Raw genomic sequence first — 23,727 nt, forward strand, 5'->3', positions numbered from 1 at the left:
CGCCCAGCGACACGTGGCTGATTCAATCACCACGATCCGCCACCAACTCAGCATTCTCTTGATTGGTAGACTCGCCATGTGTCCGTGCTGTCGGAGGCCAAACAAACGACTTCTCTTGTGACACAGTAAGACTAGAGGGGTAAAATGTTGCTCAGAACGCTGTAAAGCTCCAGGACTTGCTGATAGCAACGCCATTGCGAGCGCCGGCAATCGTGGCGGTGTAAGTGCCCGCCGAAAGAGGTTGTGTCGGGAGCAGGAATACGACGCCAGCGTAGAGATTAGCGTCTTCGATGGCGCTTGCCATGGACCCCGCCTTGGCTTTGGACGAAACCAGCACACGAGCCGGGACTGTTGCGCCACCCTGTCCCACCAGCGCAAAACTGGACACGGTTAGGATGTCGTTGCTGTCAGGGGCAGGGACGCGGAACATGATTGGATGGCCGGCCAAAGTCAGATCTGGCGCGGGGTTGGGCGACTCGGAAGCCGGGGTAAAAGTGCCAACCACTGAATCATTGTCAGCAGGGTAGTACGCGACGGCATTAGTCGCCATCTGCTGTCCCCCCCATTGCGCGAGACCATAGCCGCCGCCCTTAGCTCCAGTGACGATGCCGAAATTGATAACGCAGTAGTTGTCACGCACGGAGATGCCGACTGTCTCCTGATTGCTGGTGATCCCTTGCAGATGATAGACAGTGCGCTTCATACCGTTGGCGCAGTCCTTACCATCAATCCCGCCGGCACCAGAGGCCACTTGACCGATCCATTGGTCCTTCGTGCCACCAGCTGCGACGACTTGGTCATACGGAGTCACGCCTGTGAAACCTGGTTTGTCAGCGGCCTCCAGATGGGTAAGCTGGCCATTCAACTTCATGTAGTTGAGGTGCTTATCGGCAGCAATGTCGAGAACGGCGTCCTGCTTGAGGGCGCCAACGCCCAATTTTAGGCGGACGGCGTTCAATGCATCATACGCTGCAAGCCGCTGATCCTCGCTGGGATAGGTGGCTGCCGGGGCGGAGGTTGCCGGCGGCACCGAGGTCGGGTCCTGCGGCGCTGTCGGGGTAGTAGGAGGCGTGGTTGGGTTCTTGGAGCCACCATCGTCACCGCCACCACCGCATGCGGCTAGCGCCAGCAGCGTGGCAACAGAAACAACCGAGAGTGCGAGCTTCGTCTTCATAATTCTCCCTTTCCTGTGATTGGACTTGAGCGATCCGGCTGGATTGCTTATTTCCATCATATCGACCAAATGCCGAAGTCAAATCGCCTACGCCGTAGAAGATTCGGCAATGACGGGGTGTCTGGTTCGAAGAAATTGTTGGTCATGCCGGTTTAGCAGAACTGCATAGCCGGAGGGGGGGCAGTGTAAATGAACCGGAACCGGTCAGACAACGGCAATAAGAGAGGACTTCTTTACCCCCAATGAGAGGGGGGGGCGGGAAGGTCCTGCCGTCAGGTGCGATAGAGACTCAGGTGCGCAGGGGGCGGGACGGATGCTCCTCCCGTGTGGGGGAAGGGTATCTGGCGGGTTTGCAAACGCCTCAAGCCGGCTGGCGGGCAGAGAGGGTGAGGGAGTCCGTCACACGCTTCACCCGGTAGGAACAATGTCGCGCTTTCTGGTCAAGCTTTCGATGCTTGCTCGCTCGGCCGTGTCGTTAGGCTGGTCGGCGGGCTTGACGTATTCCAAAAATTGCTTATGGCGTGGCGGTGCGACGTCGGGCGGCGCAAGCCACGTCAACGAAGTGCAGATAAATCCAATGCTCAACTTTGGGCTTTTCTATGGAACAGTAGTTGATGCGCAGACCTTACCTGTTTCGCTGGCTGTATGCCTGCTTCCTGTTCCCTCTATCTGGCGGGGCCACCGCAGATTGCTTTCACGACGCGGCGAGCTTTCATCGCGTCAATCCCCTGATCCTCAGGGCTATTGCGATAGTGGAGAGCGGCGGTCGCCCGGACGCGACAAACAGGAATCGCAACGGCTCGGTGGACTACGGGATGATGCAGATCAACTCAATCCATCTGCCGGAGCTCGCGCGCTACGGGGTCGGAGTGAGCGATCTCTACGATGGGTGCAAAAGCGTATTTACTGGCGCGTTGATTCTCCGACGCTCAATCGACAAGTATGGAAACACATGGGCTGCAGTCGGAAGCTACAACTCGGCCACACCGTACTTCCGTGATCGGTATGCGGCCAAGGTAAAGTCCGTTGTGAACTACTTACTCACGCACGGATACGCGGTCGAGGCGCAGTAGACCCCTAAACCGCGCCATTGAGTCGCATTGGCCTCGCTGGTCGTCAAAAAACTCGATCTTCACTTTCGCGAACCTTGCTCACGACATAGGGAACGCAGGTCCAGCAGACCTTCATGGACCAGGTGACCGTGATCGTTTCGAGCGTCTTCAAGGCCATGCAAATAAGTTCTGCGAAGGTCGCCGAGCCCGGCAGCATGTCGATCAGAGTGTCGCGAGCCAGGTTGGTCAGCCATAGCGCGCCAGCATAGGCCGAGATGGTCGCGACGACGAGCAGTAAGAGCGCTACCAAAACGCCGGCATTGGCGACCCTTACTTCCGCCTGGGAGCACTCGCCGTTGGCCTGAAAGGGCGGCCTTGGCTTGTCGCTGGGCGCTGATGATGTCCTTGTAGCTGGGATACTTGCCGGGGTTTTCGTTCTTACTCATTGCTTGCTCCTTGTGGATCGAAGGGCTTGTTGCTCCCGTTGATGCAAGGATATAGCCGTGGGTAGCAAACGCAAACTAGCTCGTTGGAGCAACCTTGGCGTCAGCCTCGAGGCCGACCGCGTCGAGAAGGCTTCCCGGAAAAGGAGCGGTTCCCCTTGTCCTTGGCTCTGAGATTTCTATGAAGAACGAGCCCGAGGCAGAAGATCGCGACGACGTTCATCCACGGGCCGACGACGGTCGCCTTGATGGACGTCTTGTTGAGAGCCAAGACGGTAAGAACCGTCGCCGTGGCTACTCCGTCAATCTTCCATCGCCAGTTAGGGACCAGCTGTGCGATCGCCGTGACGAAGGTTGCGGCCGCAAGGCGGATCTTGTCGCAGAGCTTAAAGGAGGTGGAGCGCTTCATTTTCCCGAATCGGTTCTAGCTTCACGTTCTCGCAGCTTTCGGCCAAGGCGGGATAGCGTGAAGCAATGAGTGCGAGCTTCCGCTCCAGAAGCAGGGATCGCGCGTCGCGGATACCGGGTTGACCCTGGAAAACGTTCAGCCGCTCGCTGGAGTCCGAGAGCATCCCGAGGAGGAGTTGGACGGCTTGGCTACGGTCGCTGGCGGGATCAGCCTGAGAGGAGGGGCGCTCTACGGATCGCACGACCAGCATGATGTGTTCGATGGGCTGGTTAGGGAGAGGGAGCTCGACGTTGGAGGCAAAGCGAAGCACCGATGCACGGCGCTCCTGCTGCGAGCGCCGTGCTAAAGCTGATCGCTCGATAGCGGTGCGACGCGCTTCCGAGAACGCGACCAAGCGTTCGGCATTGCGCACGCGGCTGATGTAATAGAGTTCGGCTGGTCGACCACCCCCACCGCGGGTGGCGGGCCGACGTGCATCAGGGTTCCCTAGGAATCGTGCAACCATCTGACGGGTCCACCCGCGGTCCCGCAACTGGACGATGTCAAGCGTCCCCTCTGCAGGCGTGTTCCGTTCAGATCGTGTGGGCATCAGGCCGGCGGCCTGGTTGTGCAACTGTTCCAACGCGTTCGTCCACGTGTTTTGATGTACGTGGATGGTAGCGAGCGAATAGTCAGACAAGACGCGGTAAGTCTCGCGCGAGAGTGTGTTTTTCGGTATGCAGAAGCGGCCACGCTAGGCATTACGCCTTTGAGCCTCGCCGGCTCTTGGGCTTGTGATCGGTGCAGTGATATTCGCTGTAGTGACGCGGGATGATTAATGGGATCTTGCAGGCCGCGCAGTGGTGCAGCTTAATCTCAGCCGCCTCGTTGCCGCGCGGGCTTATGGACTGAGCGTCGGCAAAGGTGCGGATCAGCGTGTACAGGCGCTGCGCACTGATGATCGCTTTGTCCTGTCCACCGCATATTTCGTGATACCACGTCAGGGTGCGAGTAAAGGCGACGCGGGGAATGCTATCCGGCATGATGCCTTGAATGGAGACACATGACTTGTAAATGCGATGATAGGCAAGCAGTACAAGCGCTCCGTGAACCTGGATGCGGTGTGTCTTTGTGAACCACTCGAGGCTCGACGGCAAAAGGCCCGACGTCGAATTTCTGCCGATTTCCTGGGAGTAAAGCTGGTCGATCTTGGGATCGGGAACGCGACTGATGCTCTTTACCACGGGCCGCCTCGTTCCGGCGAGAATGAGGGTCCGGGCGATTCGCTCGTTAAGGGTAGGTGAGCTTCCAGCGGTTAGCATGTCTGTTCCTAGTAGGGTGGGTTCGGGTCTTTAGGGGTATCCGAATTTCGCCGGTTGATGTCGCGTTGCGCGACACATCATTTGCCTGGATCGGCCGCGCCGCGAAACTGGGCTATAGCGTTGAGCAACATCTCGTGCACAACACAGATATCTCTATCCAAGCGATTGCGGTTGACCCAGCGATAACGGTCGATGCCCGGAATCGAGAGCCTGAAAACGATCTGCCGATGGCTACCAAAACCGCCCTCGACGCTCCAATAGAAGTTCAAGCGCGAGCGTGACTTCATCACGTCTGCCTGTAAGCGCTCATGCAACATTGCGGCGAGTTCGACCGGCGCCTCGAATGCAACGTATGGGCTTGAGAAGCTGCCCCATCCGCCATGACCCTCGCAACACGCTACTGTGTGCATCAGGTCGGAAACATTCATTGCCGCGACCAGTGCCGCGATGTGCGAATCGATGAGACCAAGACGTTGCGCATCGACATAGTCGCGTCCAAGGCCGCGCGGAATGCCTTGAACCAACTTCAAGTTGTGTCGCTTCACCCGCACAAACAACGGTGGCCGAAAACGCCATTTAAGCGATGCTGACATTTAGCCTCCTATTGTGAAGCGAAAAAAAACGTCTCATCAACCGCGAAATGCGAATACCCGTCTTTAGAAGGTCATTAGCAAAGATGCAATTGCTTGCTCGCGGTCGAGCTCGAGCTTGCCATCGTTCATCTTCAGTTCGAAGCGCGCGGTCCATAGCGGCAGGCCTTCGTTCGCAAGGCAGCGGATATCCGAATGACTGAGCTTGCGCGCGATGTCGAATTGCTCGGTGGACAGACCGAAGGTGAGGGCGGCGGCCGGGTCAGAATGGTCCTTGAAGGCGCGGTAGCATTCGAGAATCTTGGTATTAGCTTCCGCCATGGCCATCTTTGCCAGGGTAGGGAGGAACAACTCGGGTGCGTTCGTACGGCTCATTGTTTGCTCGGGCTGTATGGATGTAGGGGAGAAGGGGCTACGCTTGGTGGTCTTCCGCCAGCGCGTCCGCCAGTGCCCGAAGTTGGTCAACAATCACCCCGATCTTCGTTGTGATCGTTGAGTTCGAGCCCCGCATTTTGGTCACGAGCGCCGATGGGAATGCGGCGATCAAGCCTGTCACCCCCTTCTCAAGCGCGTCGAGGGAATCTGACGCGTCGCGCGCATCGACGATGCTTCGCTCCAACTCCTGCAACTCCTGCGTCAGACGTGCATGGCGAGCGGTTGCCTCGGCCAGTTCGGTCCTGACCTGCTCGAGGCTTTCGACGTCCTTCGGCAACACTTCGACCTGTTTGTCCACGTACTGGATTTGAGTCTCCGCCTTGCGGAGACGGTCGATTTCCTCTTGGGATTCCCGAAGGTCATTTAGGATCGCGGTGCGGTCGCCACGGAGGTCCTCGGTTACCTGCTCTTGCGCGCGTAATTGCACGACGATACTGTCGTGTGCGGCGATTGCCTTCGCCTTCTCGCCCTCAGCGTCCTTCGCTTGTGCCTGCGCTTCCGCCACGGAGGCTGTCAAATCGACAATGCGCTCGTTCGATGCTTCGAGTTCTCCACGCAGATCTGCGGTCTGCTGGTCGATCAAGCTCTTGACTTGAGCTGTGGTCAAAGGTCCGTTCTGCGCGTGCTCGTCGATCGCCTCAATCACGCGAATGTCGGTACTCTCGTCAATCAGATGGAAGGCGTCGAGAGGGAGGCGAGCGATGTGCATCGGGATGTAGCCATCCTGATGTGTGAAATGCTTGCTGACGACCCGACCGATGCTCCGGTAGGTGCGGAAGGTGCTGGGCGCCTTGCCAGTGACCTGGCAAAAGTAGGCTTGCGCTTTTCCTGAGTCACCGATGAGTTCGATGAGGCGATAGGTGATGAGCGCGATTTGCGCTGCCGTTTGCTGCAGGATAGTGAAATGGCCGCGAAGGCTCACGGCGAGCGCACTAAGCTCTTGCTGGGCTTCGTGCGTGAGACCGGCCGGCATGGTCGGAATGAGATCAATGGTCGGGACTGCTGCCAGGGAGGACATGTGCAACTCCAAGTTTTTGTGCGGGCTTTTGCCGTCGATGAACAAGCAGTACGGCGCGTGACAGGAAAGATTCACCCCCGCAGTCCAAAAAAATACTTGGCGACCCTCACATTTGACGCAAGGCGAATTACAACGCCTTGTTGCCATTCATGTGTACGGCGCTTCGCTGAGAATGAGTGGGGCGCGTGAATGAAAAAAAGCCACGAAATCAGACGATTACGTGGCTTTTGACGTCCTACCCTGACAAGAGCGTAGGATCAGTGACTGACCGGCGCTCGAGCGAGTTGCATGACCAAAATAGCGATCGCAGTCAGACCGACACAGACGCTGGCGAACGTTACAGCAAGGGGCTGTAAGTCTCCGCTTTGGCGCAACAGGTGGACATAGTAGTAGCGAGCCTTCTTCCAGAGCCTTTCCGCGACGGTACCTTCAACGGTGGCTGGTGGAAGGCTCGGCTTTCCTGCATTTGCGTCTCGGAGTGTCAGCACGGCAGCCTGTACGTTGTGCTCAAGGCGGCTGGCAATCTCGGCGAAGCGCTGGGCTTCGGCATCGGAATGCGCGCCGAGACGCGCCCAAATATCTACAGTCAAGGCTTCGCCAAGCTTCCTGTGAATTTCCGTTATGTCGGCCGAGTTTAGAACCGCCTGTACTCTCTCAGGCATAGAGTTCGCCTGAGAGGCGAGGGCTTCGAGCGCCTTGACGCTATCGGCGAGGGCCGCGACGGCTGCGACAATCATGTGATCCGCGCTGGCCCGCAGTTCTGCCATCTCCCGGTACCGGGCATGGTGCGCGCGGAGCTGCTCAACCACCTCTCGCATGTCGGCGCGGAGGGCGCTGGCTTCCTCGGCTTGGAGGGCGAAAAGCGCTTCGACTGCGCCGCGCGGTCCACCAGATAGCACAGTTACGCCTCCGCTTGTACCTGAGCCGTTGGCTGGGCGTCAGCGTTGGCCGCCGGCAGTCGTAGAGCGAGAAACGCGGCATCGAGAACCAGCTTGGCGCTGGCCACGGCACGCTGAATGCTGAGGCGGCGGACCAGGCGCAAAGTTTCTTCGCTTTTCGGAGCTTTGCGCAAGGCTTCGTTTACCGCCTTCCGGTAGTCGGTCCTGTCATTTGCGACCTGCTGGAACGACAGCCCCTCCGCGCGAAGGTCGGAGTGAATTGCGTTTTCGTGGACAACGAGATCTTTGTGAAAGGAAAGTCCGGGCGTGACGGTCAGATACGCGATGATCGGTTCAAACTGGAGTTCCAGGTCGTCCCCCTCTTCAAGGGTGGCGCGGTTGAACAGGACCCGCAATTTCTCCGGTTCGAGCCCAACTTTGCGGAGTGTAGCGATCGTCCCCAAGGTTTCCTCTTGTACGCGGCCGTCCGGCGTGGTCGGCACAATCACGACATCGAAGTCGTTGATCGCGCCTTGGAGACGGGCGAACTCCTTCATGACGTCAGCGTACTGCGACGCGCCGACGTCGACGATCAGATCTCTGGGTTCGAAGATGATGTCCTCGATCAGCTTCTTAAAGTCAGGTGCGCGATAGCGAACGACGTCGATGCCGAAGCGGCCTGCATCCTGGTTCTGCTTCTCGACTGAGAAGACGCGCGGTGATTTGAGTCGTGGATGCAGTAGGGATGCGACGGTGGTGCTCTTGCCGACCATGCTGGTCGAATGGATAACGAGGATCTTCAGCGGCATGAATGTTCCTTTCGCTCGTGGCCGATCATGTTTGGGCTTGGTTTTTGCGTTGCCTGTAGGTTGCCATCAGCTCCTGATGCTCTGGGGAAGCGAGGCGATACGCGGCTACGACGTCCTCAGTGGGCGACTCGCCCTTATTCTGAATTTTGGTGCCCTCACCTTGGCGGTTCTCTTCGAAAGTCTCGCGCGGAGCCGATGCATTCCCGTCGGGTAGCGAAAGCGCAGGGGGGGGGGGCAGCGGGGCTGGCGGTTGGGCGGGCGGGGACGGATCAGGCGCACTCGGCTCGACCGCAGCATTAGGGGACCGTTTTGCTTCGAGGCTCTTTAGGTTTTTCTGTAGACCACTGGGAGTCACGGTGAGGCCGTGCTCTTGATATAGATACTCAGCGATTTCCCTGTAACTCGCGCCCAGTGCCTTGAGTTCTTGGATCTGGGTTTCGAGACCTGCAAGTTTGCCCCTGGTACGCTCTTGTCGTTTTTGGGCCAAGAACTGATGTAGCGCGGTCACGATGCTCTTTGTGGTTACGGGAACTGATTCGCAGAGCATTACATAGGTCGGTCGAGAAAATCAGAATGATTGAGGCTACGACATGTCTTTCATTGAGTCTGGGGATAGAGAAAATTCCACCAATGTGGAGCAGCCTTGAGTAACAGAGAGCGGGTTATATCGGGACGTAGAGCAAAAAGGAGACGGTTATGGAGCAATGTGGAGCAGCGTAGAGAATCGATAGACCAGCGTTGAGTAACGTGGAGTTTTGTGGAGGATCGTAGAGTTTGATGGAGCAAGAGTGTGGCTACCCAGTGTCAACCAGAGTGCTCGAGCGGTTGCTGAAGTGGCCGTCGCGCGGTACTGCATGTGTGCGCGGTCGCTTGCAGCATGGCACTTGATATGGTCTACTTCGGCCATCGGGACTGCGAAACGTCCCACTCGGTAGTTTCCTGCGTCGCGTTGGCGGCATGCGATTCCCTCGCCGGATTCGCTCTACTCGAAGTCAGTTGGTAGCACTACCGCTGACCCCTCTTTCAGGTGAAATCGTCGGGCGACGAACACCTCGAAAAACGAAGACGCGCGCAAGCGCGTTTTTTTCACCCCTGGCAAATCGGACGACAATCGGACACAGAGGAAGGGCGAAACCCTTACCACGTGCGGAATGGCGTCCGGTACAGGGGATCACAACGTACACAAACGAAAAGTCCGAAAGGTCGGAAGACCTGCGGTAGAAGAGGCTTTTGCTGCTTGCTGAGTACGTCGGCGAGTGGGCTATCTGGTCGGGTCGAAAGATCGGCGGATAGAGGGCTCGGCCCGCATGCTGTACGGCATGGGGGAGTTGAATGATAGAGGCTAGTACCGGGCCTAAATCGTCGCAAGACGAAACGGTGCAGTATGGTCCCTGCTTGAAAGGCCAGTTCCATCCCACAAGGGAGGGAGACCCGATTAGCGTGAGCGTCGGGGTGTCGCTGAGTGGTAAGGGCAGTTTGGGAGCCGGCGACATAAACGCACATTTTTAAGAAGGGCTAGCTCAAGCCCCTCGATAGGTACGGTAGGTGTAGTACCCCGGTTAGAACGGGCGCGCATTTCACAATGCGCAAGGCACGCGGCGAGGCGTGGCCATTGTGTGATGAGCGTTGTTTGGAGGCTGGGATGTACACACTCGCAGTGCAAGACGCGCCGCAGGCGCCTGCCGAAGGGCGCTCTGATTCCCCTGGTGGCTGGCGCAGAGAACTGCAAACCCTCATAGACCGGAATGCCGGTGTCCGCGTGAATGGCAACGTCGCCTCGCATCGAACTAGAGAACTGACCGCTTCGGTACTCTTCGCCGCCTTCGGCACGCTGGTTGGACTTGGCTTTAAGCTCCAAAACCCGCGCAATCTCGGTGAGCGGCACATCGAAGCGCTAGTACGCCATTGGCACTGGCAGGGGCGTGCCGTGGCCACGATGCAAAACGAACTCTCGGTACTGCGCAAGTTCTCAATCTGGATTGGGAAGAAGGGGATGGTGCGCGGGCTGCAGGATTACCTGCCGGAGGTTCCGAAAGCAGAGCTTCAGCGCACGACTGGCCAGGTCGCATCAAAGTCGTGGACCGACAACGGCATCAATATCGACCAGAAGATCGCCCAAGCGGACGCGCTCAATGAGCGATTCGGCCTGATGCTAAGGCTGGCGGTGGCCTTTGGTCTACGGCGCAAGGAGATCTTGATGCTCAAGCCGTGGAAGTGCGATCACGGGACTTATCTGGCCGTCTACCCCAACGCGGGCCCGAAAGGCGGGCGGGCACGCAATGTTCCGATCACGAACAGCTACCAGCGCGAAGTGCTGGACTACGTGAAGGCGCGGATGCCTAAAGGTGATGCGATGGGGTGGAAGACCACGCGACGTAGCAAACCCGCGACTCTTGAGTACAACCTCAAGGAATACGAGCGCCGCATGGAGGAAATTGGCATAACGAAGAGCGCCGCCGGCGTCAGCGGCCACGGTCTGCGTGCCGAATTTGCCGAGAACGCTGCGATGACGAATCCGGATAAGCCGTTCGTGCCGCCGACGCTGGGTGGGAAGGCCGATCAAATGGCGGCAGCGGATCTGGATCAAGCGCTAAGCCAGGTGAGCGAAATGTTAGGACATAGCCGGCCGGGCGTCACGAGCTCGTACTACGGTCGCTTCGAGGGCCTTCGTCGCCCACCGCGGGAGGTCAGTGCCGCGCAACTCCAGGCCCGATCGGCCAAGTCCCGACCTGGCCCCCGCGAGGTCGGGGCATCGCCCCTGCCTGCTGTGCAGACTAGTAAACCCCACGAGAGGGCGGGTAGGCATAAGGGTGTGGCGTCGGTAGATGTACGACAAATGGACCTGCCGCTTAACGACAGAATTGTGCTTTTCAAACCCCGTGCACGGGATTCTGGCAAGCGGGGCGGTTAAGATACCCCCCTTTTTTCGTTCTTAAGAAGTTTATCATTTGCTAAGATAGTTTCCCTTGGGAGAGCCGGTAAAAAACTAGTATAGTCTGGCCGTCCCATGCCCCGTTGCTCGTCAATCCGACCTGATTTTTCCGACCATGCCCGTTCAAAGGCGAATCTATGCCGGTGAAGAAATGCTTGTCTCCATGTCTCGAGACAGGCTTCTTGTCGCCTTGCGACTGGGTGATGTAGCCAAGATCGTGCGTATGGTAGAAGGTGCTGAGCTAGACGACCTGGTGTGCTCCGCCGGCATGGAAGACGAAGTGTGGCCGTGCCCGCTGCCAGCTGAGGGCTCCGTCAACATGATCAGCCTTGAGGGTGCGCGCGCACTTATGAGGGCTAAAGGCACTGAGGATGCCCAGTGCTTCGTTGCGTGGCTTGATAGCCAGTTTCCCGAGAACGCCGCTGTTAGCACTCTGAGCGAGGACGCGCTCTTTCCCGAGAAGCTGCATCGGATTGGCGAATTGCGCCAGAAAACCCCGGACATTCAGATTTGCGAGATTGCGCAACGCTTTAGCATTTCGGAAAGCGAAGCGCAGCGATACGTCACCTACCTCGAGCTCCTGCGTAAGCTCGCTTAGGCCAACGTAGGTGTATGCGGGTTTGCCTTCTGGCGCAACCCGCCGTCGGGGGTAGAGATGGAAAAAATCGCGCGCAGCGATCGCATCGAACAGCGCATTGATCTGGGCGGGCAGGCCCTTGTGCTCGACGACATCCTGCAGGACCCGGTGCGCCATCGCAAGTGGTTTGAGCTGGCCCGTGCATCGCATGGACATGCCAGATGCCTGTGCGTACCTGGTGGCCGCCGACTGCAGATCCGGTTGCGCGAAGGGCTTTACCACCTCGCCGTCTGGCCAGAGGACGCGCTCTCCCATCACGGTAAATGTACTTTTCGCATGCGTGCGGAAGCAGAGACCGGTCGGGCTGGATACGGCAAGGGCGCGATCATCGAGAAGCCGGATGGGTCCGTAGACATTCATGCCGATGTTCCCTTGAAGGTACGCGTCGAGGCGAAGACGGGGCCGACCCAGCGCAACGAAGAACCCAAGAGCGGTGGGAAGACGCGAGCAAAGGTTGGCATGCTCGGTATGCTGCATTCGCTGTGGGAGCGGGCCGGACTTAACGAATGGCGGCCTGGCTGGACTCGTGACTGGTGGCGCTGCCGTCGCGAGCTTATCAACCTGGACGGGAAGGTGAACGGTGAGCCGATGGAGGATGCGCTGTACTGTGTGCCGGCCTGGCGCGAAAGCGAGCGGGGTGCGATCGAGGCAGCGTGGGCGAAATTCCGCTCTCGCCTTGAGAGGCAGAGTGCCTATCGGCTGCGTGGCCTTGTCGTCGGCGAATTGAAGTCGGTCGAACTCTCCAAGTACAGTTACAAGGTCAAGCTGAAGCACCACATGCATGCGTTCTTCGTCGACAAGGCGATTCTCGAACGCGCGCAGCAATCCGCGCCGTCGGCAGCCGCCCAGTTCGACAATCCGGGCGCACACATCATCATGATCATGGTGGTGGAGGTCACGCGTACGGGTACGCTCAAGGGCGTCGATCTGTCCTTCATGCTCACGAGCCGCGATTTCATCCCTGCAGATTCGTCCTACGAGATGCAGATGGCTGATGCGCTGGTCGATGCCGGCCGGGCGTTCACCAAACCGCTGCGCTATGACGGCGAGGCCGAGTTTCCAGACTTCCGGCTACAGGACGAGGACGGCGAGTGTGTGGTTGAAGTCTGGGGATTGATGGGTAATCCGGATTACGAGCTACGCAAGGAGGAGAAGATCAAGAGCTACCAGGCGCGTGGCGTGCAAGTCATCGAATGGGATACACGCGGTCCAATGCCAGCGCTTATGCGCACTGCGGCGTAGGGAAAAGCGGCCCCGCAAAGGGTGACTTTTGGAGGCCTGGGTGTTCGCGCGGATAGTAGGGTAGGGGCGGAGATCGTTCATGCGGCCAAAGCATGGGCAATCTGTCGATCCGTTCGAAAAGGTCCTTTATGGTCTACGCCTCCCCGTCCCTGATTCTGACTGCCACGGCAGTTTTCGCCGCCGTCTTTTCATACCCATTGTTGTTTTGGTTCCTCCGCCGTGTGAAGCGAGTGCCGGTGCGGTTCAACCCCGTTGTTCTCCTGGCCGTCGTGGCCGCGGGTTTGTTGCCCATCGCGTTCCAAGGCTACGAGGCGAGCCGCACTGAGTTACAGCGCGCATCCATGGCGATGGTCCTGGCATCGGAACATCGGATTCACGACACGATGATGTTGTGCGCCGTGGATCTCAACAAAGTCCTGCCTGAGCAGATCGATGCCGCCAGGCAGCGTCTCACCGAGAGCGGAGCAATGTGGTCCAAGCTCAACGACCGGACCGAGATTACGACGGCGCAGTGGCTTGAGCGCGATGACAAGTGCGATCGCTGGGTGCCGATCCAAAAGGCAGATCAGATGCGGCAGGCAGTGGATGCGGCGCGGTGGTGGCTGATCGCCGGAATTTGCACGGCCGTTGTGGGCGCTATCGCGCTGTACGTGCTGGTCCTGAGGCGCCTGCGCCAGGACATTCGAGAGGTTCAGGAGGGGGAGTCGGTCGAGCTCCGGACCGCCGGCGAGACTTTGCTCGCGCTCTTCATTTGCCTGATCGCCTACTCGCCTTTCAGCCTCCTGTGGCTGTGCCTCTTCAAGTGCCCGAAAGTGGCCACCAAGGAATCGCGCGCGAGCGCCTGACAGCGGAGATCAAACCCTTGAACACCAAAACGAAATCCTTTCTCAAGCTGGCAGTTGCGCAGGTCGCAGCCGGCAGCTTGTGCGCCTTGGCGACTCGATGGTTCTCGGGGCCGAGAATGTCGCTGCTGGACTGCATCGTGTACGTCGCCGGCTTCACCGTGGCAGGCCTGGCAGTGGTGCATCTGTATGAACGGCGCCGTCTGCCAGCGCCGCTGCTTCGGGCGCTGGACCAGCTGAACGCCAAGGTGCGCGAAGCGTCGGCGAAGGGCCTCATGCGTGGCGCTGGGCGCTTTGTCATCACCTATTCGACTCTCATTTCCAGTGCCATCCTGGTCGTAGTGCTGCAGCGCTATGCGCCGGCGGTCGAGACGTTGCCGGATGGTTCGCGTGGCGTCTACAACGCGGCGACTCTGGTTGGCATCCTGGGGCTGGCGCTTGGTGCGCTTCGGGGAATCGTCGGTGCCGCGGAGAGCCCCGCCTCGGTTGGGGTCACGCTCATTGAGCGGTTCGTACTGCTCTCGATGGGTTTGGCATTGGTCAGTGTTTTCGGGGCGGATGTGGCTGTGGTGTTGACCTGGGTGAAGGACAATCCGGACGCCGCGCTGGCAGCCGGCGCCGGCATCATCGTCGTGCGAATGATGTTCGCACTTGCTCCAGGTCAGAAAAGGACATTTTCCGTCCGGCCATCCACGAGGCCGCGCACCTCATGCTGTACGCGGATCTGCCCGATCTGCCGGCTACGCTGACCGTCAACGTGATGGGGGAGCTTGGCCACCAGGATGAGTATCGCGGCTACATCCGCCATTCCGACGAGCACGTGCCGGAGGTGCTGACGGAGAAGTACCTGCGATGGGTCATGCTGGTGAACCTAGCCGGCTCCGAAGGCGAGTTCGCCCTCCTCGGCGATCGTGCCGACGGCGCGGTGGGGGATTACCAGATGTGGCTGACAGCAGCGACCTTCTACCTGTCGGCCGGGTTCGGTGAGGTCTTCTATGCGGATCCGGTGGGCGACGCCCAGCAAGCGCACAATCGAGCGGTACTGAACACGCTGAAGGCGCAGCATGTGGCAGAACTGGCGGTGCGGTTCGCAACCAACAAGGTCGTCGTCCGCGAGCTGGCCGGCGCCATTGCCGCAAAGAAGGCCATGACGCGGGACGAGATTGCTCCGTATCTCGCCCGGGTGGCAAAGAGCAGCGTGCAAGCCCGATAGGAGACTAGGATCATGCAGCAGAACTGGCGCCAGTTTGACGGTGGCGAGGAAGGGTTTGCAGGAAGGGCTCTTTGGGTATGGGCAGCCTCCTGGGAAAGGCCTCGGCTGGCATATAGCAGATCCCGGAGACGACTTCGATTGGTTTTACGTGGACGGCATGAAGCTCGAAGACGCTTGGCAGGGAATTCCCCATGTACTGCTGCGACCCAGTGCCACCGGCTCCGCCGGCATGCTGAGGTCGGCCGGTCGCGTAAAAATCTCGGCACAAGCGCCGTTTGATTTCCGCAGTATCTTCCCTCAAACCGTTCCTAACCACACAACTCGCCAGGCTCAGGGCGAGCCGGCGCGAGCCTCTTCGCTCCGACTGGTCAAGGAACGCTTCACCCCAGTCCCCAAGTTTTGAAAACCGCCGGGCGTGCTGCTATCGTTACGTCCGGTGCCCTGTCGCGCACCATCCCGCCCGCAGTGGGAACGCAGACCAGCAGCGACGCAGCAAACACACATCTCACTCTTTTCCTTGATTGACCATGGGAAGTGAGAGGCTGAGCGGGCCATTCTCTCCAAGCGTCTTCCCAGGAGATCGATCATGGAAATGCCGTCCACTGGACCTCGGCCGCAACCAGCCGCACCCCAAACTAGCGTTGAGCTTATCCTCGCCGAGCTCGAATCAAACCCTCAGCAGTTCGCAATGCGCCTGGACGAGCGGCACTTGCTCGTCGCGAAGCGCGTCGCCCGCGCTCTGGACATCCACAAGACCGTAGCACTGGACATGCTGGCCAAAGCCGGCGGCGCCGCCTCCTACTACTACATGCGGCAACTAATCCAGGACGCGTTGACGCCCGAAGTGCGGCCGTCGACCGTGGAGAAATTGCGGCCCTACCACCCGTTGTTGCTTGGTGGCAGTAGCCGCCAAGCTCCGGACTATGAGGCGATCCTAGCGACCGTGCAGTTCGCCAAGCTCCTAGCGAAAGAGGCGGATACGGCCAGCGTAAGACTCCTCGACGGCGTCTTTGCCTCGCTTTGGCAAGCCAACAACTGGGATGAGCTGTCGGCCCGCCACATCAAAAAGGTACTTGAGCCTCTGTATCAATTTGTTGTCCCGCCATCTGGCACAGAGTCCGGTCGCTTTGTGTGGTCAGACGAATGTCACTACCTGAGCCGGGAGCTGCGGAGGCAAGAGGATCTCTGGAACACCCGGTACGCGAAGGACGGCGTAGAAACCGTGTACGAAGAAGCGGACAAGGCCATCCGCAGGTTGGCGGGCGAGCACCCGACGTTCCTTGAGGCCGGCGTCACGCTCGCAAAGATCACGATGGCCGAAGAAAGCCCGGACCGCGCCGTGGAGATCGTTGGAGAGTACATCGAACGCGCAGAAGCGCTGATTCCCCCCGATTACACGGGCTACATCGAACCGAAGCATACCGAGAATCTGCCGTATCTCTGGCTGCTCTCAACTGCAGCAGAGGCGCACTTTGAGGCCGGCGCCGCCTATAGCGCCGCGCAGTTCGAAGAGAAGCTAAGGCGCGTGCATGGGCCAGCCGAGGATCCGAGCGCCGATCTGGCGCTACTTTGGCTCGCCAGTGGGGAGGCGCGGAAGGCCATGGAGGCATTGTCTTCGTTGGACTCCCTAGCGGAAGGCTACGCGGCAGCGACGCGAGCCTTTGTCTACTTCGGCTATGGCCAGTTGGACGCTTTCCGGAATCAGTTTGTCCGCGCGCTATTTACGATGCCGTGGTTACGCGCGATGGTTGTGGAGTACGACCAGCGTCCGGCCTGGGATGGACGATGTGGCCCCATTCCTCTCCGCTTTGCGGAGCTGGGCGATTCTGCGCTTTATCACACCCGAGGTCTTCGCGACGTGTGCCTTAACCTCCTCGATGACAGCGAAATCCAAAATGCGGAATTCCACCTGGAGAAGTTGTGGACTGGAGACGGAACCAGCGAGAACTCTACCGGCAACAGGGCAGAATGGCGCGAAGCGATGATTGACGCAGTGCAGAAGATCGCTCCTTGGGACGCGAGCCGTGGCAGCGTTGAGGGCATCGGCACGCGACTGGCCGGCACACGAGGGTGCGGCTTGTTCGCCAGGGAGACATTCCGTCAGCGTGATATTGGGGCGGGTTTGCGCAGGTAAGCAATAGGCGACGCTCAGCGACTGCATGCGGTTACCCGCCGCGCCCTTCGAAACCAAGTTGCGGATGGTGAGGACAACGGACACCGCGATGCCAAGTCTGTGGAAATAGCCATCGCATTGGCATTGCGGACCACAGAGCACCTGTCCGGTGTCCTGCTTCGGAATTGTCCGCACTATGTCTACTCGCGAAGGCCGAATCGTAGTGCTCGCATCGTGGGCGCGGCCACAAGGCGTGACCCTACTCGGCCCATCCCGGGCTAGGCTGGATCCAGCGACGTGCCGTGCTGGGTGCGTGCATCAGATGGTGACGTGTCAAATTCCTGGAAAGCTCGCCAAAAAAGCGTAGCTTTTACCGGAATGTCGCGCGCTTCTCCCAGCAGAATACCCACACTGGCTGACTGAGACAAGGAGCTCAAGGTACCAGCGGACAAGACGGTGTCTTTCCGGCTCAGTGACAACGCCATTTCAGCTCAAATTGACGCCGAAGACGTAGCCGCCGGTCCGACAACTATTCACAGCGATCGCCCTCCGGGCAATCGCCGTCATGCCGCCCCTCCAATTCGAGAAGGAAAGAAGGGGTATGAGTATTCATGGTTGATCCTGTAAGGATTTCCGCACAGAAGAATCCGCATTTCCCGGTTGACGAAAGAATTGTCCTGAATAGAAGATTAATGTGGAAAGCTTAAAAGGCCGTATGTGTAACTTCGCAACAGCTTTTTGGAGGAAGAAATGATCCGCAGCAAGAATTGGATCAAAGGCGAACTCCGGGAACAAGCTGGCAATGCCCACCCGCTGGTGAAGATCTGTGCCGGCCTCGCAGGTGGCGTTATCGCAATGGGTATTTGTAAGATGCTCGGCATCGCGCCCGATGTGGCCCGGCCCGTAGCAGGAGGATTTGCAGCGTTCGTAGCCTTCGTTGCATGGGACAGGCTTGTTGCAAAGGGCGGCGATGAGTCTCGTAAGACTGGCCAGCGCTGATAGCCGCACTAACCTCCCCCGATACCAAATTGGAGAGCCGCGAGGCCCATGTGACATTCTGTTCGTGGCCACTCGAAGAAGAATTTCGGTCTGATGCCAGACAAGGAAGACCAATGAGGAAGTTGATGAAAGAGGCGGTGGCGTTTGCGTTGGTGGCAGCGGCCTCGCATGTGTTCGCGGATACAACTGATTCCAAAGCCAAAGGTTCGGCGCAGGCGAAAGCCGAATCCGTCTATGGCTGGACGTGCAAAACCGAATCCGGAGAGGTCGTTCTTGACGGAGTGCACTCTGTGCCGTTCAAAGTGGGGCAGGTTGTTGAATCGACCGTCGATCCCCATGGAAAAGGTACTGGAATCAAGGACGCTGGCGTCTGCAGCCAGATTCGGTTCGATCTGGACGACGGCAGAAAGGCAATGTGTGAGCCGATCGGTATTCCGGCCGCTCATGCCCTTATCGGAGGCTGGAAGTACGCGCCAATAGATAAGTCCAAGTGCAAGGCGTAACGCCTGGGAATGTGGACGTTAGGATCACTGGTGTCGCGGGCGCCAGACGGATTGGAGAAGCAATGCTAAGCGTACTCATTGACGGAGTCGAATATGTTCCGAAAGCGGAAATCCCGGTGCTAACCGATGAGCGATTAAGAGCGGCGCTTGGCCAACTGGTTGCGATGCAGTACTTCAAGGAGCACCACAAGGCGGTCGCACAATCGTGGAACGTGCTTCAGACCCTGTCGCCGCAATTGGCAGAATTAGCTGCTGAGGACCCAAAGGCAGCCTACCACCAATTCTTCGGGATCGTTTAGGAAACCATGGAGATGGACAACGTTACGGAAGCTGAACGTGCGGCTGTTGATCGTCTGTTCGCAGAAGGCGCTAGTCAAACTACGCGACCATTTCAATAGCGTCAGGAACTAAGATTTCAGCCGAGTTGCGCACCCAAATGAAAGCCATGCAGACAAAGCAAAAATATCTGAGAATGACCTTCTACGCCATCTGGCGCACATTCTAGGCGGCCGTAGTGATCCCCGCCAGCCTGGCGTTGGGAGTAGCTGCGATAGCTGCATCTGGCGTCGCCTGCGCGAACGAGCTGAGCGCTGTTACCTTGACTCGGGATCGGGATGGGCGCACCTCTCAACCAAATATGGCTTGGGTTGAAAACGGGAAAACGGCGGTCATTCTCGCAGAACAATCCTACTATTTGCCAACCGTGATTCCATCGTCGAGTACGGTCGATGCTCGCGGTCAAAGCCGCCGGGCCGAGTCTCGCGAAGTACGCATCGATTCGATTCGCTACGGGGACGACGGCACGGCTTTGGTGACGGGCAGTTTCGAAGAACATATGCCGGTTACGGTCCGGAGTGGCGCCAGCATGCCCGCACTCGCTCCGGCAGGCTCCAGTAACATCGTACTGAAGAAGTTTCAGGTTGTTGTTCGCGAAGGCGAAGCTGTGGATCTGGGGGCTGGCATCGACGGGACCAAATATCTGCTCTCTGTGCACCGCGCCAAGTCGGCTGGATAGCCGGATCTGGAACCACTCGGGGGAAAGCACCAGGCGCTTGTACCGTCTCCAGTGATGGCGCCTGCCGGAGAGACGACGTAGGCGCGATGCCAGAACAGCGGCGATCCGCCAGCGATGGCAAATCCAACCGGGTAGGGCACTTGTTGATAGGTGAGACGCACGAGGACGTTGAGGCGGCTCGCGCAACCTAGCTCGGCAAACCCTATGCCCCGTAACCGGGAAGGCCAGCAGAATGGAAGTTTTCCGTCCGTGGCGAAGAAAGTAAGGAAGCGGCAAATGCTAAACCGGGGATCGTCAAGGGTCAGGCAGCGAGTCGTGCAGGCATGGCTCGCCAGCACAGTCGTTGCCGTCAGTTGGGGCGCGAGTGCAACGGTCGTTGCCGTGGACGTCGGCCATTCGTTGGCCAAGCCTGGTTCAACGAGTGCTAGCGGAAGGCCGGAGTTCGAGTACAACCGGGCTCTCGCGGAAGATGTCATCGCTCAGCTCGCTGGCGTTGGCATCAAGACACGGGCTATCGGCCTGAATGGCGAGATGGATGTTTTGACGGCCCGCACCCAAGCCGCCAAGGGAGCCGATTTGCTCTTGTCCATCCACCACGATTCTGTGCAGCGCCAGTACTTGCCAGTCGCAGACCATTTCACCGGGTTTGGTGTTTTTGCATCCCGCAAAAATTTCGACCCCGATACTAGCCTGAGGTGTTCCACAGCGATCGCTGACCGCATGCTGGCGATCGGGCGTACTCCTTCGCTGCATCACGCGGAGCCGATCAAGGGCGAGAACCGGCCACTGGCTGACGCCAGGCGCGGTGTCTACTGGTTTGATGATCTGATCGTGCTCAAGACGGCAACGCAGCCCGCAGTGCTTGTAGAGGCCGCTATCATCGTGAACCCGATGGAGGAGCGGATGATTTCTGACGCCCTGAATCGAAAGCTGATTGCGTCTGCAATCGCCGCTGGCGTAACGCAGTGCCTGCGCACCGGCGTCTTGGGGTCCCGACCCTCAATTAATGGAAACTACTGGTAAGCCTGTGATGCTATATCCGCCACTCAATGACCCAGGAATGAACACACAATTTCGTGATGATCCGCATGAAGCTCTCAAACAGCGCGCGCTGGCGCTGTCTGGCCAGGTCTTTGTTCGCATTCGCGAACTGACACAACTGAGCGCTGCGGGCGAGGCTCGGATGACGGAGCGGGTGAAGCTGATTGAGACCCTAGCGGACGGGGCACACAATTTGCCGCAGATCGTTGCACAGTTTGGCGAGAACGCATGGGCATGTGCAGAAACGCTCATGATGGAGTGCGGCTTGTGCGAGGACGCACTCAAGCAAAGCACGCAGTTCGAGCGTAGCCTCGGCTAAGAACTCTGAAGAGTCATGGCATCGGGTTTGGACGGTCAGATGGACAAGCGACACACGAGGAAAGACACGGTGCGAAATATCTCTTTTGAGCCGTGGGACCGGTGCTCAAAGGCACGGCGCGAGAAGTGCTTGTCTGCTGCGGGTATTGTTTTTGGCCTTGGGCTTCCTCGTCGGCTCGTCGAGCGGCACAATCGCTCAAACGATATGGCTTGTAGAGCATGGTGTGCCGCCTTGGCTCATCATATGGCTGATCAACGGTCAGTGGCTGGTAGGATTTGTCGCGATGTTCACGGTTCCGGCGTGGCCGCGGATCAGTTGGTGGCTGTTCAAGAAGCGTCAAGTTGCCGGGTTTTCGCGGGATGCTGAGCAACGTGTTGCGCAGCTCAAAATCGCAGGTGTGACTGAGATTGCCGCCCTGGCCACTGTACTGAACGACGCCAAGCATCTGTATGAGATGGCTCGCCGGTCGGCGTTCTCTACGGCGTGGTCCCCGCAGCCGCGAGCATTCCGGGAACTGTGTGAAAGTTACAGCGAGCGCTTGGAGGCTCTTGCGGACCAAGAGACAGATCCCGCGGCTAGGCTTGGCGCGCTACAAGCTGTGCATGGGTTTCGTAACATGGACCTTGGCGGCCATGGAGGAGGATCTGGAGGCCTGAATAAAGAGCAGGGAAATGCCGCATGACTAGCTGATTTGCGAAGACCATCTTCATCGCAACCTTTGATCTGAGCTCCAGTAATGAACTCTCCATCCGTATCGACTGAAACCGTCCTATTGCTCGACCGAAATGCCATCGCGATCATAAAGGACGCCGTTGCCGGCAAACCCCAGCCGGATGAAAAGAAGCAGAAAGCCCTCGATGCACTGCGTGCACTTGACGTGCCAGAAAACAGCATTAGCCCGCTCTTTTCCATCATTGAAGGAGAGAAGGGGCGTGAGGACGGGGCGGCAGAAAAAGCTGTCTGCCTAGAGAAGGAAACCGACGTCGTCGCGCAGTTCTTCAGGCACGCCAACACCGATGCTGCACACCTTCGTGGCCTCCAGAAGCTGGTGACTGACCTGTTTACTGGTATGAAAGAGAGTTTGTGGGACCAACGGGCGGAGTACCTTACTAGGGCGGCGCCGCTCGTCCTCCAAAAGGTCGCCGAAAAGAAACGTCTGCATGTCGAAGGCCAACTCATTCAGCTTGCTAGGTCGTGCGGAGTCGCTCCCAATGACGGTATCGTGATGCTATTTCTCGCCTGCCTATACGGTAGCGATGCCGCGCGTGGGGTGATCAAGCCGAAAGCGCCGGACCCCTACAACGTGCTGACCGACCTCCATGTCATTCCCCGGATAGGTATGGTCAGGGCCGTAGTCCGCATGTTGCCGCGCCCGGTCAGGGTCCGGTTCTGGACGCTGGATGAAGGCCTGTTTGCTTTTTTGTCGAATGTGGATATCGTCGACCCCCACTTCACAGCGGACGGGGACCTACAGATGCAGGTTAGGTATAAACCGGCGTTGTTTCCCGACCTGATCAAGGGTGGCGATACAGCGGCTGCGGACTCGATGCTCCACCGCATCGCAGCTGCAAGCGATGCCGATGCGGAGGCGAATGCCTGGTCACAGACGTAGCAGCAAAAACGAAAGGAGAATGATGCACACGAACGATAACCGAGGCTGGATAGTCCGTTGTGGCGACCGCTACCTTTGCCCGAAAGACGGCGACGTGGGTTACACGTCCGAGCTGGCCGAGGCGGGAACGTTTTGCAGCGAAGAGGAAGCCATGGACGCTGGGCGCGAGCATTGCGATTCTGGATTCGTGGTGATGCGGGCCCCAGGCGTTGATGACCGGCTGCAGGACACGCTGAAAGCGATCGCTGATTACATTCCCGAGGAGCACCCGACTCATGGTGGTGTTGACACCGCCGAGCTGCAGAACGGCGTACCGCTGGCGGCATCGCCGTCGAAAGAACCTCTAGGGATTACCCCTTATCTCGCTCTGTCGAAGGCACGGCGTCATCTTTCTGGTGGAAACGAATAGGGGGTCAATACGATCGCCGGGGCGCGACGCAGCAAGGCGAAAGTAACGCAGCGACTGCCCTCGCAGAAATTGGTACGCTCGCGTGCCAGGCCTGCCTAGAATTCCTCGCGCCGCCAGCCCCCACCCTCGGGCTTCTTCTGCTTCGTCACAGCGACGAAGCGGAAGATCGGGTAAAGGTAGGCGGCGTTCTTGATCTTCACACGGGCATCGTCCCGCCAGAATCCTTTGACCTCCCGAAACTCGAGCTCGCCGCTCACGAGGCGTACTCCGAAATCCGGCGTATAGAAAGTGTTCTTGCCGAGCCGCAATTTGATGGGCTCGAATGCATACCAGGTGATCAGGCCAGCATGCTTTTCCAGTTCGAGCTGAGCGGCGTATGCCTCCTCAGTCGGGTTCATCTGGCCAGGCGGCAATCTGCCTAGCGCGAGCATGCGATCCTGAGGGTTCGCCGGCGTGGGCACGGCGTTTTGTGCCTGGATGGCCGGCGCCGACGCAATCCACCCAAGATAAGCCGCCAAATAAAATCGCAATTGGCGCCGAGAACGCTTGACAGGTGACGAGGTTCGAGGGGCCGCCGCCCTGCTTGCGCTGGATGTTTAGCGCAAGCAGGGCGGCGGCCAATAGAGGATCGCTTCTCGATCTTCGCTTGGCTCTCATGCCCCTGTCCGATTTGTTCGCTGCACTTGCCCAATATCTGCACACCAAGGTCTTTCACGATCTTGCCCGTCATCCAGAGCATCC

28 protein-coding genes are annotated in these 23,727 nt (G+C 58.7%); 17 read left to right on the forward strand and 11 right to left on the reverse strand.

Annotated elements, in window-relative coordinates; translation table 11 throughout:
* Positions 1–151: 151 nt before the first annotated feature.
* The gene (locus A3A5_RS0131870) at positions 152–1,174 is read right to left on the reverse strand and encodes a CAP domain-containing protein (protein ID WP_018314502.1); all 1,023 of its coding nucleotides are present in this window, start codon (positions 1,172–1,174) and stop codon (positions 152–154) included.
* Between the two features lie 614 nt (positions 1,175–1,788).
* On the opposite strand from A3A5_RS0131870, the gene A3A5_RS0131875 reads away from it, so the two are divergent.
* Complete coding sequence (locus tag A3A5_RS0131875; protein WP_018314503.1) at positions 1,789–2,247, forward strand: lytic transglycosylase domain-containing protein; 459 nt, start codon at positions 1,789–1,791, stop codon at positions 2,245–2,247.
* A 43-nt stretch (positions 2,248–2,290) separates the two neighbouring features.
* Here A3A5_RS0131875 and A3A5_RS0131880 read toward each other — a convergent pair whose 3' ends face one another.
* The 9 genes from A3A5_RS0131880 to A3A5_RS0131920 all read right to left on the reverse strand — a co-directional run bounded on the left by A3A5_RS0131880 (position 2,291) and on the right by A3A5_RS0131920 (position 8,109).
* Entirely contained in the window at positions 2,291–2,536 is a 246-nt protein-coding gene (locus A3A5_RS0131880) for a hypothetical protein (protein WP_018314504.1), read from the reverse strand.
* 236 nt (positions 2,537–2,772) lie between these two features.
* Entirely contained in the window at positions 2,773–3,078 is a 306-nt protein-coding gene (locus A3A5_RS0131885) for a hypothetical protein (RefSeq protein ID WP_018314505.1), read from the reverse strand.
* The gene (locus A3A5_RS43750) at positions 3,056–3,700 is read right to left on the reverse strand and encodes a hypothetical protein (protein WP_157637349.1); all 645 of its coding nucleotides are present in this window, start codon (positions 3,698–3,700) and stop codon (positions 3,056–3,058) included. The genes A3A5_RS0131885 and A3A5_RS43750 overlap by 23 nt, the downstream gene beginning before the upstream one ends.
* A 118-nt stretch (positions 3,701–3,818) precedes the next feature.
* Complete coding sequence (locus tag A3A5_RS0131895; protein ID WP_018314507.1) at positions 3,819–4,379, reverse strand: FlhC family transcriptional regulator; 561 nt, start codon at positions 4,377–4,379, stop codon at positions 3,819–3,821.
* 77 nt (positions 4,380–4,456) lie between these two features.
* Positions 4,457–4,972, reverse strand: coding sequence for a hypothetical protein (locus A3A5_RS40415; protein ID WP_018314508.1), 516 nt, complete (start codon positions 4,970–4,972; stop codon positions 4,457–4,459).
* A gap of 63 nt (positions 4,973–5,035) precedes the next feature.
* On the reverse strand, positions 5,036–5,344 hold the full coding sequence (locus A3A5_RS0131905; protein ID WP_157637350.1) for a hypothetical protein: 309 nt from the start codon (positions 5,342–5,344) through the stop codon (positions 5,036–5,038).
* Between the two features lie 37 nt (positions 5,345–5,381).
* A complete protein-coding gene (locus tag A3A5_RS0131910) occupies positions 5,382–6,422 on the reverse strand; it encodes a hypothetical protein (protein WP_018314510.1) in 1,041 nt (346 codons plus the stop codon).
* Positions 6,423–6,679: 257 nt separating this feature from the next.
* Positions 6,680–7,189: a hypothetical protein gene (locus tag A3A5_RS0131915; protein WP_157637351.1), complete on the reverse strand. Its 510-nt coding sequence runs from the start codon at positions 7,187–7,189 to the stop codon at positions 6,680–6,682.
* Between the two features lie 134 nt (positions 7,190–7,323).
* Positions 7,324–8,109, reverse strand: coding sequence for a hypothetical protein (locus tag A3A5_RS0131920; protein ID WP_018314512.1), 786 nt, complete (start codon positions 8,107–8,109; stop codon positions 7,324–7,326).
* A gap of 1,642 nt (positions 8,110–9,751) precedes the next feature.
* On the opposite strand from A3A5_RS0131920, the gene A3A5_RS39640 reads away from it, so the two are divergent.
* From A3A5_RS39640 to A3A5_RS0132010, 16 genes are all read left to right on the forward strand, one after another.
* Positions 9,752–11,020, forward strand: a complete 1,269-nt coding sequence (locus A3A5_RS39640; RefSeq protein ID WP_018314514.1) for a site-specific integrase — start codon at positions 9,752–9,754, stop codon at positions 11,018–11,020.
* 172 nt (positions 11,021–11,192) lie between these two features.
* Entirely contained in the window at positions 11,193–11,639 is a 447-nt protein-coding gene (locus A3A5_RS0131935) for a hypothetical protein (RefSeq protein WP_018314515.1), read from the forward strand.
* Positions 11,640–11,696: 57 nt separating this feature from the next.
* The gene (locus tag A3A5_RS0131940; protein ID WP_018314516.1) at positions 11,697–12,920 is read left to right on the forward strand and encodes a DUF1173 family protein; all 1,224 of its coding nucleotides are present in this window, start codon (positions 11,697–11,699) and stop codon (positions 12,918–12,920) included.
* Positions 12,921–13,012: 92 nt separating this feature from the next.
* Entirely contained in the window at positions 13,013–13,765 is a 753-nt protein-coding gene (locus tag A3A5_RS0131945) for a hypothetical protein (protein WP_018314517.1), read from the forward strand.
* Positions 13,766–13,782: 17 nt separating this feature from the next.
* Positions 13,783–14,511: a hypothetical protein gene (locus tag A3A5_RS0131950; RefSeq protein WP_018314518.1), complete on the forward strand. Its 729-nt coding sequence runs from the start codon at positions 13,783–13,785 to the stop codon at positions 14,509–14,511.
* Complete coding sequence (locus tag A3A5_RS0131955; protein WP_018314519.1) at positions 14,472–14,975, forward strand: hypothetical protein; 504 nt, start codon at positions 14,472–14,474, stop codon at positions 14,973–14,975. The genes A3A5_RS0131950 and A3A5_RS0131955 overlap by 40 nt, the downstream gene beginning before the upstream one ends.
* 586 nt (positions 14,976–15,561) lie before the next feature.
* Positions 15,562–17,109, forward strand: a complete 1,548-nt coding sequence (locus A3A5_RS0131965; protein WP_018314521.1) for a hypothetical protein — start codon at positions 15,562–15,564, stop codon at positions 17,107–17,109.
* A 729-nt stretch (positions 17,110–17,838) separates the two neighbouring features.
* Positions 17,839–18,087: a hypothetical protein gene (locus tag A3A5_RS0131970; protein ID WP_018314522.1), complete on the forward strand. Its 249-nt coding sequence runs from the start codon at positions 17,839–17,841 to the stop codon at positions 18,085–18,087.
* Between the two features lie 113 nt (positions 18,088–18,200).
* A complete protein-coding gene (locus A3A5_RS0131975; RefSeq protein ID WP_018314523.1) occupies positions 18,201–18,590 on the forward strand; it encodes a hypothetical protein in 390 nt (129 codons plus the stop codon).
* A 62-nt stretch (positions 18,591–18,652) separates the two neighbouring features.
* A complete protein-coding gene (locus tag A3A5_RS0131980) occupies positions 18,653–18,889 on the forward strand; it encodes a hypothetical protein (RefSeq protein ID WP_018314524.1) in 237 nt (78 codons plus the stop codon).
* 215 nt (positions 18,890–19,104) lie between these two features.
* Entirely contained in the window at positions 19,105–19,605 is a 501-nt protein-coding gene (locus A3A5_RS0131985; RefSeq protein ID WP_198293191.1) for a hypothetical protein, read from the forward strand.
* A 315-nt stretch (positions 19,606–19,920) separates the two neighbouring features.
* A complete protein-coding gene (locus tag A3A5_RS39645; protein WP_157637353.1) occupies positions 19,921–20,628 on the forward strand; it encodes an N-acetylmuramoyl-L-alanine amidase in 708 nt (235 codons plus the stop codon).
* 37 nt (positions 20,629–20,665) lie between these two features.
* A complete protein-coding gene (locus A3A5_RS0131995) occupies positions 20,666–20,965 on the forward strand; it encodes a hypothetical protein (RefSeq protein WP_026201338.1) in 300 nt (99 codons plus the stop codon).
* A 157-nt stretch (positions 20,966–21,122) separates the two neighbouring features.
* Positions 21,123–21,647 (forward strand): hypothetical protein, encoded by a 525-nt coding sequence (locus A3A5_RS0132000; RefSeq protein ID WP_157637354.1) that lies wholly within the window; start codon positions 21,123–21,125, stop codon positions 21,645–21,647.
* A gap of 54 nt (positions 21,648–21,701) precedes the next feature.
* A complete protein-coding gene (locus A3A5_RS0132005) occupies positions 21,702–22,577 on the forward strand; it encodes a hypothetical protein (RefSeq protein WP_157637355.1) in 876 nt (291 codons plus the stop codon).
* Positions 22,578–22,596: 19 nt separating this feature from the next.
* The gene (locus tag A3A5_RS0132010) at positions 22,597–22,986 is read left to right on the forward strand and encodes a hypothetical protein (protein WP_157637356.1); all 390 of its coding nucleotides are present in this window, start codon (positions 22,597–22,599) and stop codon (positions 22,984–22,986) included.
* 95 nt (positions 22,987–23,081) lie between these two features.
* Here A3A5_RS0132010 and A3A5_RS0132015 read toward each other — a convergent pair whose 3' ends face one another.
* Entirely contained in the window at positions 23,082–23,504 is a 423-nt protein-coding gene (locus A3A5_RS0132015) for a hypothetical protein (RefSeq protein ID WP_018314531.1), read from the reverse strand.
* Between the last annotated feature and the right edge of the window lie 223 nt (positions 23,505–23,727).

Source organism: Cupriavidus sp. UYPR2.512 (genome assembly GCF_000379565.1).
Lineage (GTDB): Bacteria > Pseudomonadota > Gammaproteobacteria > Burkholderiales > Burkholderiaceae > Cupriavidus.